The 13,578-nt window shown below is 71.3% G+C and carries 13 protein-coding genes; 8 read left to right on the top strand and 5 right to left on the bottom strand.

What is annotated here, in order from left to right:
• The first annotated feature begins 343 nt into the window (after positions 1-343).
• The 5 genes from aroH (at position 344) to der (ending at position 4,813) form a co-directional block, all read left to right on the top strand.
• Entirely contained in the window at positions 344-706 is a 363-nt protein-coding gene (gene aroH / locus ABZ823_RS07025) for a chorismate mutase (protein WP_361654803.1), read from the top strand.
• Entirely contained in the window at positions 703-1,797 is a 1,095-nt protein-coding gene (locus tag ABZ823_RS07030; protein WP_361654806.1) for a prephenate dehydrogenase, read from the top strand. Before aroH ends, ABZ823_RS07030 begins: the two co-directional genes overlap by 4 nt.
• A 120-nt stretch (positions 1,798-1,917) precedes the next feature.
• Positions 1,918-2,613 (top strand): (d)CMP kinase, encoded by a 696-nt coding sequence (cmk, locus tag ABZ823_RS07035; RefSeq protein WP_361654809.1) that lies wholly within the window; start codon positions 1,918-1,920, stop codon positions 2,611-2,613.
• Complete coding sequence (locus ABZ823_RS07040) at positions 2,571-3,269, top strand: lysophospholipid acyltransferase family protein (RefSeq protein WP_361654812.1); 699 nt, start codon at positions 2,571-2,573, stop codon at positions 3,267-3,269. The genes cmk and ABZ823_RS07040 overlap by 43 nt, the downstream gene beginning before the upstream one ends.
• 62 nt (positions 3,270-3,331) lie before the next feature.
• Positions 3,332-4,813 carry a ribosome biogenesis GTPase Der gene (gene der, locus ABZ823_RS07045; RefSeq protein WP_361654815.1) on the top strand — a complete coding sequence of 494 codons (1,482 nt, stop codon included), beginning with the start codon at positions 3,332-3,334 and terminating at the stop codon, positions 4,811-4,813.
• Positions 4,814-4,876: 63 nt separating this feature from the next.
• Here the strand turns inward: der and ABZ823_RS07050 are convergent, their stop codons facing one another.
• Complete coding sequence (locus ABZ823_RS07050; RefSeq protein ID WP_361654818.1) at positions 4,877-5,269, bottom strand: hypothetical protein; 393 nt, start codon at positions 5,267-5,269, stop codon at positions 4,877-4,879.
• A gap of 167 nt (positions 5,270-5,436) precedes the next feature.
• Positions 5,437-6,210, bottom strand: a complete 774-nt coding sequence (locus tag ABZ823_RS07055) for a hypothetical protein (RefSeq protein WP_361654820.1) — start codon at positions 6,208-6,210, stop codon at positions 5,437-5,439.
• 541 nt (positions 6,211-6,751) lie between these two features.
• On the opposite strand from ABZ823_RS07055, the gene ABZ823_RS07060 reads away from it, so the two are divergent.
• Both ABZ823_RS07060 and ABZ823_RS07065 read left to right on the top strand, forming a co-directional pair.
• Entirely contained in the window at positions 6,752-7,438 is a 687-nt protein-coding gene (locus ABZ823_RS07060; RefSeq protein WP_361654823.1) for a transglycosylase family protein, read from the top strand.
• A 203-nt stretch (positions 7,439-7,641) separates the two neighbouring features.
• Positions 7,642-8,679 carry a YafY family protein gene (locus ABZ823_RS07065; protein ID WP_361654826.1) on the top strand — a complete coding sequence of 346 codons (1,038 nt, stop codon included), beginning with the start codon at positions 7,642-7,644 and terminating at the stop codon, positions 8,677-8,679.
• On the opposite strand, the gene ctaD is transcribed toward ABZ823_RS07065, so the two are convergent.
• Positions 8,561-10,252, bottom strand: coding sequence for a cytochrome c oxidase subunit I (gene ctaD / locus ABZ823_RS07070; RefSeq protein ID WP_361654829.1), 1,692 nt, complete (start codon positions 10,250-10,252; stop codon positions 8,561-8,563). The genes ABZ823_RS07065 and ctaD overlap by 119 nt on opposite strands.
• A 442-nt stretch (positions 10,253-10,694) precedes the next feature.
• Here ctaD and ABZ823_RS07075 point away from each other — a divergent pair, with 442 nt between their 5' ends.
• Positions 10,695-10,910, top strand: a complete 216-nt coding sequence (locus ABZ823_RS07075) for an I78 family peptidase inhibitor (protein WP_361654832.1) — start codon at positions 10,695-10,697, stop codon at positions 10,908-10,910.
• 84 nt (positions 10,911-10,994) lie between these two features.
• On the opposite strand, the gene ABZ823_RS07080 is transcribed toward ABZ823_RS07075, so the two are convergent.
• Together ABZ823_RS07080 and ABZ823_RS07085 are read right to left on the bottom strand one after the other, a co-directional pair.
• Positions 10,995-12,014, bottom strand: coding sequence for a phosphatase PAP2 family protein (locus ABZ823_RS07080; protein WP_361654835.1), 1,020 nt, complete (start codon positions 12,012-12,014; stop codon positions 10,995-10,997).
• A 239-nt stretch (positions 12,015-12,253) separates the two neighbouring features.
• Complete coding sequence (locus ABZ823_RS07085; RefSeq protein WP_361654838.1) at positions 12,254-13,441, bottom strand: hypothetical protein; 1,188 nt, start codon at positions 13,439-13,441, stop codon at positions 12,254-12,256.
• Positions 13,442-13,578 lie beyond the last annotated feature (137 nt).

A 13,578-nucleotide genomic window follows, 5' to 3' on the forward strand; every position in this document is an offset into this window, starting at 1 on the left:
AGGATGTCTTGGAGGACAAACCTCTTCTACAGCAGCTCCGCTGCCTCGTTCACCACTCTTGACGAACAGTCCTCACGCCTAACTGAACGGCGTTGCCTCTAGAGCAGGATCAGGCGGATCCACGGAGAGGCGGCCGGTTCCCGTTGCGACGGGAACCGGCCGCCTTCCCCCGCGCTTGCGACCGGGCGCCCGGCCGGACCTGCCTGGTTCGACCGGGCGCCCGGCCGGACCGGCCTGGTCGTTGTGCACCGGCGTCTCGCCCGGCGGGATGCGCACATCAGCGCCTCGCCGTCTGGCTACGCTGGTGACCAGACGTTTCCGAACATCAGCGAGGAGCATCACCGTGCCGGTACGAGCGGTCCGGGGCGCCGTCCAACTCGAACGGGACGAGGCCGGGCACATGGGGGAACGGGTGGGTGCCCTGCTCACCGCCGTCCTGGAACGCAACGGCCTCACCACCGAGGACCTGATCAGCATCTGGTTCACCGCCACGCCCGACCTGCACAGCGACTTCCCGGCGGCCGCCGCGCGCAAGCTCGGCATCGTCGACGTACCGCTGATCTGCGCCCAGGAACTGGACGTCGAGGGCGCCATGCCCCGGGTCGTCCGCATCCTCGCCCACATCGAGTCCGACCGGCCCCGCGCCGACATCGCGCATGTCTACCTCGGTGCCGCGGCCGCCCTTCGCAAGGACATCGCCCAGTGAGAACCGCACTGATCATCGGTACGGGCCTGATCGGCACCTCGGCGGCCCTGGCGCTCGCCGCGCGCGGGGTCACCGTGTACCTCGCCGACCACGACCCCGAGCAGGCCCGTACGGCCGCCGCGCTCGGCGCCGGCACCGACGAGGCGCCCGAGGGTCCCGTCGACCTGGTGATCGTGGCGGCTCCGCCCGCGCATGTGGCCGGCGCGCTCGCCGACGCCATGCGGCGCGGGCTGGGGCAGGGCTATATCGACGTGGCCAGCGTCAAGGGCGGTCCGCGCCGCGAGCTGGCGACGCTGGACGTCGACCCGGCCGTCCTGGCGCGCTACATCGGCACCCACCCGATGTCTGGCCGTGAGAAGTCCGGCCCGCTGGCGGCCAGCGGAGACCTCTTCGAGGGCCGCCCCTGGGTGCTCACGCCGACCCGCGACACCGACACCGAGGTGCTGAACCTCGCCCTGGAGCTGGTCTCGCACTGCCGTGCGGTGCCGGTCGTCATGGACGCCGACGCCCACGACCGGGCCGTCGCGCTGGTATCGCACATGCCGCACCTCGTCTCCAGCATGGTGGCCGCCCGCCTGGAGCACGCGGAGGAGGCGGCAGTACGGCTGAGCGGGCAGGGCATCCGGGACGTGACCCGGATCGCGGCCTCCGACCCGAGGATGTGGATCGACATCCTGTCCGCGAACCCGGGCCCGGTCGCCGACCTGCTCGCGGAGGTCGCCGCGGACCTCGACGAGACCGTACGGGCCCTGCGCTCCCTCCAGGCGTCCGACGAGGCCAAACGGCGCGCGGGCGCCCAGGGCGTCGAGGACGTGCTGCGCCGGGGCAACGCGGGCCAGGCCCGGGTGCCCGGCAAGCACGGCAGCGCCCCGCGGGTGTACGAGACCGTCGCCGTCCTCATCTCGGACCAGCCCGGCCAGCTGGCCCGTATCTTCGCGGACGCGGGCCTCGCGGGAATCAACATCGAGGACGTCCGCATCGAGCACGCGACGGGCCAGCAGGCCGGCCTGGTCCAGCTGATGGTGGAGCACAAGGCGGCCCCGGCGCTGACCGCGGCACTGCGGGAGCGCGGCTGGACGATCCGCCAGTAGGGCGACGGGCCACCCCCGCCGTTCGCCAGTCATACCGGGTCCGGCGAGCCAGTAACCTTGTGCGGGGCGCACTCGCGTCCCGCCCACACCACCACCCCGCACCAGGAAGGTGTCCCCACCGTGGAAAACGGCGCCGCCCGGACCGCCCCGGCAGTGATTGTCGCCATCGACGGCCCCTCCGGCACGGGCAAGTCCAGCACCTCGAAGGCCGTGGCCGCGCAGCTCGGGCTGAGCTACCTGGACACCGGCGCCCAGTACCGGGCGATCACGTGGTGGATGGTCAACAACGGCATCGACATAACGGACCCCAGCGCCGTCGCGGCCGTGGTGGGCAAGCCGGAGATCGTCTCCGGCACCGACCCGTCGGCGCCCACCATCACCGTGGACGGCACGGACGTCTCCGGTCCGATCCGCACCCAGGAGGTCACCTCCCGTGTCAGCGCGGTCAGCGCGGTGCCGGAGGTGCGGGCCCGGATCACCGAGTTGCAGAGGTCGCTCGCCGAGGCCGCGCAGACCGGCATCGTCGTCGAGGGCCGTGACATCGGCACGACCGTGCTGCCGGACGCCGACCTGAAGATCTTCCTCACCGCCTCCCCCGAGGCGCGTGCCGCCCGCCGCAGCGGCGAGCTGAAGGGCGCGGACCTGCACGCCACCCGTGAGGCGCTGATCAAGCGGGACGCCGCCGACTCCAGCCGCACGACCTCCCCGCTCGCGAAGGCGGACGACGCCGTCGAGGTGGACACCACCGAGCTCACCCTCCAGCAGGTCATCGAGTGCGTCGTCACCCTCGTCGAGGAGAAGCGGGCGGCGAAGTGACCAAGGGTCCGTCCGAGCGGGGCGCCGAAGTGGGGCGGCGCATCGGCGTCCCCCTGATGTACGGACTGTGGAAGCCGCGCGTCCTCGGTGCCTGGAAGGTCCCCGCGACCGGCCCGGCGATCTTCGCGGTCAACCACTCCCACAACATCGACGGTCCGATGGTCATGGGCGTGGCGCCCCGGCCGACGCACTTCCTGATCAAGAAGGAGGCGTTCGTCGGCCCGCTGGACCCTTTCCTCACCGGGATCGGCCAGCTGAAGGTGGACCGCACGACCACCGACCGCACGGCGGTCACCCAGGCGCTCGGCGTGCTGGAGAACGGGGGCGTCCTCGGGATCTTCCCGGAGGGCACCCGCGGCGACGGCGACTTCGCCTCGCTGCGCGCCGGACTCGCCTACTTCGCGGTGCGCAGCGGGGCGCCGATCGTGCCGGTCGCCGTGCTGGGAAGCTCGGAGCGGCGCGGACGGTTGGTAAAGGGACTGCCCCCGCTGCGCAGCCGCATCGACGTCGTCTTCGGCGACCCGTTCGAGGCGGGCGACGGCAGCGGGCGGCGCACGCGCAAGGCGCTGGACGAGGCGACCGTGCGCATACAGGGGCGGCTCACCGCGCACCTGGAAAACGCCAGGCGCCTCACCGGGCGCGAGAGCGACACTTGAGTAGTGGATCACCGTAGGCACGGTGCTCCACCGATCACCACGATGAACGAGGTACGGACTTCATGAACGACGACATTCGGCCCGAGGGCTCGGACGGACACGAGTACGAGCACGGGGCGCTCGGCGACGCCGAGTACGCGGAGTTCATGGAGCTCGCCGCGGAAGAGGGCTTCGACCTCGAGGACGTCGAGGGCGCCATCGAGGAGGCCGGACACGGCCCGCTGCCCGTGCTCGCCGTCGTCGGCCGCCCCAATGTCGGCAAGTCGACCCTGGTCAACCGGATCATCGGCCGTCGTGAGGCGGTCGTCGAGGACAAGCCCGGCGTCACCCGCGACCGCGTGACCTACGACGCCGAGTGGGCGGGCCGCCGCTTCAAGGTCGTCGACACCGGCGGCTGGGAACAGGACGTCCTCGGCATCGACGCCTCCGTGGCCGCCCAGGCGGAGTACGCCATCGAGGCGGCCGACGCGGTCGTCTTCGTCGTCGACGCCAAGGTCGGCGCCACCGACACCGACGAGGCGGTCGTACGTCTGCTGCGCAAGGCCGGCAAGCCCGTGGTGCTCTGCGCCAACAAGGTCGACGGCCCGAGCGGCGAGGCCGACGCGGCGTACCTGTGGAACCTCGGCCTCGGCGAGCCCCACCCCGTCTCCGCCCTCCACGGCCGCGGCACCGGAGACATGCTGGACGCCGTCCTCGAGGCCCTGCCCGAGGCACCCGCCCAGACCTTCGGCAACGGCGGGGTCGGCGGACCGCGCCGTATCGCCCTGATCGGCCGCCCGAACGTCGGCAAGTCCTCGCTGCTGAACAAGGTGGCGGGCGAGGAGCGCGTCGTCGTCAACGAGCTGGCCGGCACCACCCGTGACCCGGTCGACGAGCTGATCGAACTCGGCGGCAAGACCTGGAAGTTCGTCGACACGGCCGGTATCCGCAAGCGGGTCCACCTCCAGCAGGGCGCGGACTACTACGCCTCGCTGCGCACCGCGGCCGCGGTCGAGAAGGCCGAGGTCGCGGTCGTGCTGATCGATGCCACCGAGAGCATCTCGGTCCAGGACCAGCGCATCGTCACCATGGCCGTGGAGGCGGGCCGTGCGCTCGTTCTCGCCTACAACAAGTGGGACACCCTCGACGAGGAGCGCCGCTACTACCTGGAGCGGGAGATCGAGACCGAGCTGGGCCAGGTCGCGTGGGCGCCGCGGGTGAACGTCTCGGCGCGCACCGGACGCCATATGGAGAAGCTGGTCCCGGCGATCGAGACGGCCCTGGCGGGCTGGGAGACCCGTGTTCCGACGGGCCGTCTGAACGCCTTCCTCGGTGAGCTGGTCTCCGCGCATCCGCACCCGGTCCGCGGCGGCAAGCAGCCGCGCATCCTCTTCGGCACGCAGGCGGGTACCAGGCCTCCCCGGTTCGTGCTCTTCGCCTCCGGCTTCATCGAGGCGGGCTACCGCCGGTTCATCGAGCGGCGGCTGCGCGAGGAGTTCGGCTTCGAGGGAGCGCCGATCCACATCTCGGTGCGCGTCCGGGAGAAGCGCGGCAAGAAGAAGTGACGTAACGGGCGCGGCGACATGCGAGAGGGGCGGCCTCCTTCGGGCCGCCCCTCTCGCACGTCGTCAGAGCCCTCTGCGTGGTGCCGGAGGCAGCGCGGGGACGGGATGCATCCCCCTGGCCTGCCGCGCCACCTGCTGCCAGATGGTAGTGGCCGTGGCCGACTGGCCGTGTGGGGCGGCCAGATGACCGGTGGCGTGCTGGGGGGTGCCGTGGCGGCTGCCGTAGGACCCCGTGCCGTACGAGCCCGTGTCGTGCCCGGAGTGGGAGAAGGCGACGAAGCCCAGCTCCTCCTCGCCGCTGCGGTCGCCCGGGCAGGCGCGGAAGGCCCGGTTGTACTCGGCGTACAGCTCGTCGTAGATCGGCGTGGTCGATGAGCCGGCCGAAGGGTCCTGGGCCGCTCGCCCGGAGGGGATCGGCTGATAGGACTGGCGGCGGGGGACGTCGTATGCGTGCACGTAGGTGCCAACGACCCCGTCGCCCAAGGGATGCGGTCGGTTGGTCCGGTTCGTCAGGGTCTGTCTCCCGGTGGCGTGGTGCGCCGCTTCGGGGCGCGGGTCGGTGACGGGGCGCGGGGGGCTGCGCGACCGTCATGGCCCCCGCGCCCGGTGGAGGGACCCGCGTGTCAGGTGCCCGCCAGCGGCAGGGCGGCGGCGACGAGCTTCCCGTTCACGGCCGCCTTGTCCAGCGCGTCACGGAGCAGGTCCTCGCGCGGCTGGCGGCCGATCGAGCCGACCGGCGCCGCGAACATCAGCACCTGCTGGTGCTTGTTGGCGGCCGCCCGCCAGCCCTCGGTGACCTGGAGCGGCTGGTGGGCCTGCCACCAGGCGACGGGCTGCCCGCCGTTGCCGCCGGGCTGGAGCACCGCGTGCAGCTGGCCCATGGCGAGCAGCACCGACCAGCCGTGCAGCACGGGTGGCACCGTGGCGATCTCGGTGAGCGGCCTGAAGCCCTGCTCGATGAGCAGGGGCAGGAAGTCGTCCCCGGCGCCCGTGCCGCCGGGGCGCACGATGGGTGCGGTCGGCTCAACGACGAGCGCGGGGTGCAGTTCCCCGGCGATCAGGACGAGCCCGCTGGTGATGCCCAGCACGGCCTGCTCGGGGGCGCTCTGGACGCCTCCCGTCTCGGCGGTGAAGGAGCGGACGGCGCCCTGTAGCTGCTCCTCCGTGACCTGGACGACCTGGGAGGGCAGGCAGGTGGCATGGGCGAAGGCGAGGACGGCGGTCTCCTCGCCGATGAACAGGACGGTGCTGGTGCGCTCCTGCTCGGAGTCGCCCGGGGTACGGCAGGAGGTGCAGTCGTAACTGCCCGGGGTGTTCTCTCCGGCGAGCAGCCGGTCGGCTTCTTCGTCGCCGATCTCGGCGCGTACGGCGTCGCTGACGTCGAGCATGCGCGGCACGGGTGGCTCCCTCGGGATGCGGTGCGTGACGGTGCCGGGTGGCTCCCGGCCCATGAGCCCGGCGGTCCCCGGCTCATGAAGATGACAACGGGCGATCTGTGGCCGGAGTCACGCTCGGGCGCGAACGGAATCGAACCATCCGACGCGCAGGGTGAAAGGCCGGGCGGAATGCGTTACTCCGTGTTAACTCCCCGGTCTGCCAAGAGAGTTGGATGCGTGAAGTGGGTCACAGGCGTCGAGGTGGGGTGGTCGAAAAATCCTGACATCAGCGAATGAAAGGGTTGGCCGGAAATCGCCGATACCGACGGTAACGGCGAACTGGCCTGGAATGACGAGGAGTTGGTTGATATCGGGCGGCCACCCTCCATACATTCCTCCGCCGTGTGCAACGAGCACCGCCCGGGTACGTCCACCGGCCGCGCCGCACAGCCGGCGCGCAGCACCACTTCCGGTGGACGGGGCGGCGCGCGACGACCGCGCTCCCTGCGCGGACCGACGCGCTCCGCCTTGGGGGATCCCGGGTACGTGGAGAGGGAATTACATGTCTGAATGTGCCGATAACACCCGTAAGACCCGTCACGCCCGTACGACGGCGGTCCTCGCCGGAGCGGCCCTGCTCGCCCCGCTCGGACTGCTCGCCGCGACCGGCAACGCCGCCGCGGCGGACGGCGGGGTGTGGGACCGCATCGCCCAGTGCGAGAGCGGCGGGAACTGGCACATCAACACCGGCAACGGCTACTACGGAGGACTCCAGTTCTCGGCCGGCACCTGGCGGGCGTACGGCGGCACGGCCTACGCCCCGACCGCCGACCAGGCCTCCAAGGGCGCACAGATCGCCGTCGCCGCCAACGTCCAGCGGGCGCAGGGCTGGGGCGCATGGCCCGTCTGCTCCGCGCGTGCCGGAGCGAGCGGCTCCGCGCCCGCCGCCGCGGGAGCCCCGGCGGCCAGGCACTCGTCCTCGGGAACCGCGCGCTCGTCGCACGCCTCCTCCGGATCCGCCACCACCGAATCCGCACCGTCGAAGCAGTCGGCGAAGGCGCCGCAGCGCTCGACGGGACACACCGGCCGAGGGGCGTCCCGCGGCGACTACACGGTCCGCAGCGGCGACACGCTCAGCAGCATCGCCGAGCGGCACGGAACCAGCTGGCAGCAGCTCTACGCGCGCAACAAGGCGGTCATCGGCGGTGACCCCGACCTGATCGTGCCCGGGCAGCGGCTCGCCCTCTGACCGGCTCGGCTCCCGGGCCCCGACGTCCACGAGGCGGCGTCGGGGCCCGGGCCGTTCCCGAGGCGGCGTCGGGGCCCGGGCCGTTCCCGAGGCGTCCGTCGCCCCCGCCGACGGCCTCGGCAAGGGGGACCCGACGGCCGGGCGCGCCCGTCAGCGGCCCGACGGCCCGGATCGCCGTGCGAAAGGCCTGGCAGACTCGGACCATGCTGGAGACCTCGGCACGACTGCTGCGCCTGCTGTCCCTGCTCCAGACCCACCGCGAGTGGTCCGGCGCGGACCTCGCCCAACGCCTCGGCGTCAGCTCCCGCACCGTGCGCCGGGACGTGGACCGGCTGCGCGAGCTGGGCTACCCGGTCCACGCCGGGCCGGGCACCGGCGGCGGGTACCGGCTCGGCGCGGGAGCCGAGCTGCCCCCACTGCTCCTGGAAGACGACGAGGCGGTGGCCGTCGCGGTGGGGCTGCGCACGGCCGCCGGGCAGGGCATCGAGGGCATCGGCGAGACCTCCGTACGCGCGCTCGCCAAGCTCGAACAGGTGCTGCCGGACCGGCTGCGCCGCCGGGTCGCCGCGCTCAACGCCTTCACCGTGCCGATGCTGCGCGCCCCCGGGCCCTCCGCCGTCGACCCGGCCGTCCTCACGGAACTCGCCCACCTGTGCCGGGACGCGGAGCGGCTGCGCTTCGAGTACCGCCCCCACGGGAGTGCCCCCACCCGCCGCACGGTCGAACCGCACCGCCTCGTGTGCAGCGAGCGACGCTGGTATCTGGTCGCCTGGGACGTCGACCGGGAGGACTGGCGCACCTTCCGCGTCGACCGCCTCACCCCGAAGCCGCCGCACGGTCCCCGCTTCACCCCGCGCACCCCGCCGGCGGACGACCTGGCCGCCTATGTCTCGCGTGGGGTCTCCACGCGCGCGTACGCCACCCAGGCCGTCGTGCGGCTGCTGGTGCCGCTGCACGAGGCGGCCGAGCGGGTCTCGCCGTCCGCCGGAACCCTGGAGGCGGAGACCGACACCAGTTGTCTGCTGCGCACGGGCGCCGCCAGTCTGGACGTGATGGTGGTTCACGTCCTGATGATGGGCCTGGACTTCGAGGTGCTGGAGCCCGTGGAGCTCACCGACGCCCTCAGGAGGGCTCGTGACCGGCTTGATGCCGCTTTGGCTCGGGCTGCGGGACCTGGGCGGCGTACCGGGGATGATGCAGGTCGAACGCCGGGGACTCGGAGCGGATCCGGGGCAACGTGACGAAGTTGTGCCGCGGCGGCGGGCAGGAGGTCGCCCATTCCAGGGAACGGCCGAAGCCCCAGGGGTCGTCGACCTCCACCTTGGTGCCGTACTGCGCGGTCCGCCAGACGTTGTAGAGGAACGGCAGCGTCGACATCCCGAGCAGGAACGCGCCGATGGTGGAGACCGTGTTGAGCGCGGTGAAGCCGTCGGCGGCCAGATAGTCCGCGTACCGGCGCGGCATGCCCTCGGCGCCCAGCCAGTGCTGCACCAGGAACGTGATGTGGAAACCGACGAACAGCGTCCAGAAGTGGATCTTCCCCAGCCGTTCGTCGAGCATCTTCCCGGTGAACTTGGGCCACCAGAAATAGAAGCCGCCGAAGGTCGCGAAGACGACGGTGCCGAAGACGACGTAGTGGAAGTGGGCGACCACGAAATAGGAGTCGGTGACGTGGAAGTCCAGCGGCGGCGAGGCCAGGATCACCCCGGTCAGGCCGCCGAACAGGAAAGACACCAGAAACCCGGTCGCCCACAGCATCGGCGTCTCGAAGGACAGGGCGCCCCTGAGCATCGTGCCGCTCCAGTTGAAGAACTTCACGCCCGTGGGCACCGCGATCATGAACGAGAGGAAGGAGAAGTACGGCAGCAGCACCGCACCCGTCGCGAACATGTGGTGCGCCCAGACGACCACCGACAGACCTGTGATCGCCATCGTCGCGCCGACCAGCGTGAGATACCCGAAGATCGGCTTGCGGCTGAACACCGGGATGATCTCCGTGATGATCCCGAAGAACGGCAGCGCGATGATGTACACCTCGGGATGGCCGAAGAACCAGAACAGGTGCTGCCACAGCAGCGCCCCCCCGTTCGCCGCCTCGAACACCTGTGAGCCGAACCGCCGGTCCGCCTCCAGGACCAGCAGCGCCGCGGCCAGCACGGGGAACGCCATCAGGATGAGAATCGACGTGAACAGCGTGTTCCAGGTGAAGATCGGCATCCGGAACATCGTCATGCCCGGCGCGCGCATCCCGACGATGGTCGTCAGGAAGTTCACCGCGCCGAGAATCGTCCCGAAGCCTGCGAGCGCGAGGCCCATGATCCACATATCGGCGCCGATGCCCGGAGTGTGTTGCAGGCTGTTGAGCGGCGCGTAGGCGAACCAGCCGAAGTCGGCGGCGCCGTCCGGCGTCAGCAGCGAGCCCAGCACGATGAGCCCGCCGAACAGGAACAGCCAGTAGGACAACATGTTCAGCCGCGGGAACGCCACATCGGGGGAGCCGATTTGGAGCGGCATGATCTCATTCGCGAAGCCTGCGAAGGTGGGGGTGGCGAACAGCAGCAGCATGATCGTGCCGTGCAGGGTGAACAGCTGGTTGTACTGGGTCGCACTCATGATCTGGAGCCCCGGCCGGGCCAGTTCCGCCCGCATCAGCAGCGCCATGACGCCGCCGACCAGGAAGAACGCGAAGGACGTCACCAGATAGAGGTGGCCGATCTTCTTGTGGTCGGTGGTCGTCAGCCAGTCGATGACCCGCTGTCCCGGCCGCCTCCTCCGCGGGACCGCCGTGGCCGCCTGCGCGGTGTCCGTCCCCATCGCTTGCCCCCTCGCTCGTCGCATACCGGGCCTGCCACGACCCGCGGCTCGGTATGCGCGCGGGCTCACGCCATGATGCGCGTCCCCGCGCACGCTCCGACAGGGGGCGTGCGGGGATTCTGTGCCGAAGCCGTGCATTACTTATGTGGAGTCAGGTGGTGCGCGCCCTCCCCGAATCGAAATGGGAAAGTGCTGGGAGCGAACTGCGGACCACGCTTTCCGCGGGGTTTATCGCGAACCCCTTCCGAGCGTGCTCCAACCGGATCCGAATTGCGTTCGAAGAGGGGCGTGGCGCATGCGCAACCCCTCGAACGTGTGACGTTGTGGGGGCGAAACGGGTGTCGTGATTCTGTGACACAAGCGTGACCGGAGTGGGACAGGTGGTTCGTGGGGCGGGCGGCCGGACTTCCGTGACCCGGGGGCCGCGGCCTAACGTGGCGGCATGGCACCCATTCCCACCCCGGACGCCGAACCCGAGGACTCCCCGGAGACCTACGTCGGCCTGGAGGCGCAGCGGGCCGAGCGGCTCGCCAGCGAGCGCGGCTGGCACCCGGTCCGTTCTCTGCCCCCGGGCACGATCATCACCATGGAATACCGCGCCGGACGGCTGAACTTCGAGGTCGTCGACGGCATGGTCAGGCGCTGCTGGAAGGGCTGACGACCGAAGGCCCCGGCTCGCGATGCGAGCCGGGGCCTTCGTGTTGCGAGGAGGCTGTGCGTACCTGTCCCCGCGGGGGTGTGCTCAGCCGCCTGCCAGCGGCCGGGCCGGGGTGGTGCCGCGCGGCAACCGGTCGGGGTGCGGCGGGCGGCGGCTGCCGACCGGGGTGACCGGGGTGCGCTCCGCACGCGTGGTGTGCGGTCCGGGAGCCAGATGGACCGGCGGCCGGGCCGCGCGGGTCGCGGCCACCGGCTGCAGGACGGGCGCCTCCCCGTCCGCGGTCGTGCGCGGGGTGACGGCCCGCGGGGGCGCGGCCAGGGGGACCGGCGCGGGCGCCGGGACGGCACGGCTGCTGCGCCGGCGGTCCCGCAGGTCGAGGATGGCCGTCTCGGTGCGGGCGATCAGCGGCTCGAACCAGGGCAGGGCCAGCAGGATCAGCAGTCCCGCGGCCCAGCCGAGGAGCACATCGCTCAGCCAGTGCGTGCCCAGGTAGACCGTGGTCAGACCGACGCCGAGGGAGGTCACCGCGGAGAGCGCGGACAGCCAGCGCCTGGCCCGCGGCGTCGAGGCCAGATAGGCCAGGATGCCCCAGGTCACCACCGCGTTCGCGGTGTGGCCGGAGGGGAATATATCGCCGCCGCGCCACATCTCGTTCGACCCGATGACGGTCGCGTAGTGCGGCCCGAGGCGGCCCATCCCGTACTTGGCGGCGCCCACCGTGATGTTCAGCAGGAGCAGCGCGGCACCCAGAGCGAGCAGCGGGCGCAGGGTGTGCTGCCGCCATGAGCGCCAGCCCAGCCAGGCCGCGACCATCACGGCGGTGGGGCCGCGCTGGCCCAGTACCACGTAGTAGTCGAGAAACGCGTGGATCTGCGGCCACTGCTGGTACGGCCGGAAGAACATGACCTGCCAGTCGAGCCGGACCAGCCAGGAGGAGACGACGACGGCCCACACGATCGCCGCGTAGAAGGCCAGGGTTGCCGAGAGGAGAACCACTCGGTGCCGGCTCATCCTGGGCACATCAATGTGGGCCGGTCGTTCCGGTTCACGGTCCAACCGGGTGAAGACCCGGTCCAGACGCCTCAGCATTCGTTCGGTACGCACTCAATCGACGTTACAGCGAGTGAGCTGCGCCCCCGGCCGAATCACCGGGTTTGTGATGACGATGTGATGTGGGATTCCTCTCAACAGGGGGTTTATTTCTAAGGATTCTGTTATCGGCGGCCCGCTCGTCCTTCAATTCCATTGACCGCCAAGGGCCTTCGTTATCTGGCGCTTATCTATACGTTCACCGAATGCTGGGCCGGAATTATCCGGCCGCTCACCGCGCGCGGAGGAGTGGATCACGGCGGACCGGAGCCGTTCAGCCAGAACGCTCCGTACACCGCCGATGCCGCGGCGACACTCCCGAACGTCGCCGCGGACCTGGACGGACGCGCCCGGGCCAGTGCCCGGGCGAGGGGCAGCACCAAGGGGAAGGCGGGCAGCAGCAGGCGCGGTTTCGAGCCGAAGTAGCTCGACGCGCACAGGGCGAGCAACACGACCACACCCGTGTACACCAGCAACGGCAACGGCTGACCCTGCCGGACGCACACCACGTACAGCCAGACGAGCAACGCCACGCCGATGATCAGTCCCACGCCGACCAGGGCCGCGGGGAAAGAAGTGAACTTGCCCGCGACGAAGCGGGCGAAGGCGTAGCCGCCGTCGAATCCGTTGTGCCAGCCCGCCTGGACGTGGAGATAGCCGAAGGGACCCCTGCCCGTGCGATGGCCGACCCACAGGACGTAGCCGGCGGCCCCGAGCGGGGCGATCAGCACACCGAGCGCGCGGCGCACCCGGTGGGCGCCGTCCGCCGCAGGCGTGCGCCCCTCGTGCGGGAACGAGGTGAACGCCGCCGCCCATACGGCCGCGACGACGGCCGCGCCCACCGGCCGGGTCAGGCCCGCCAGGGAGGCGAGCGCACCCGCCGTCACCCAGCGGCCGGTGAGGACCGCGTAAAGGGACCAGGCGGCGAGCGCCGTGAAAAGGGACTCGCTGTACGCCATCGACTGCACGATCCCGACCGGCAGCACCGCCCACAGCAGGACCAGGCAGACGCCCGTCCGGAGGCCGTACACATGATCCCCGACGGCGAAGATCCCCCAGGCCGCGGCGAGCGAGGCGAGCGCGGACACGACCAGCCCCACGTCGGCGTACGACAACGGGGTCACCGCCGCGCCGAGCCGCTCCAGCCAGGGCAGCAGCGGGAAGAACGCCAGGTTCGAGTGCACGTCGCCGTTCGGGAGGTGGACCTCGTAGCCGTAGCCGAGGGCGGCGACCCGGGTGTACCAGAGCGAGTCCCAGCGGGCGGCCAGCAGGGTGTGTGGGCTCGTGCCGCGCGCCGCGCTCCAGACGGCGAGCGTGACGAGGCCCAGGGCGCGGACGGCCACATACCCCACGAGGGCGGGGGCGGCGCCGACGAGGGCGGGGACGGCCCGGCGTACGGCGCCGACGGGGGACGGCGCCGTGCGCCGGGCAAGGTCTTTCACGCGCCCGATTATCGACGGCGCGGGGAACCGCAGGCGCTCATGTCACGTGGTGCACCGCGGGAGAGGTGGCGTACGCCACACCTCTTCCCGGGGGAACGTGAGAGGTCCGCCACGCGATGGCTCCGGGAACTCGCGTA

This window comes from Streptomyces sp. NPDC047079 (assembly GCF_040643755.1).
Classification (GTDB): domain Bacteria; phylum Actinomycetota; class Actinomycetes; order Streptomycetales; family Streptomycetaceae; genus Streptomyces.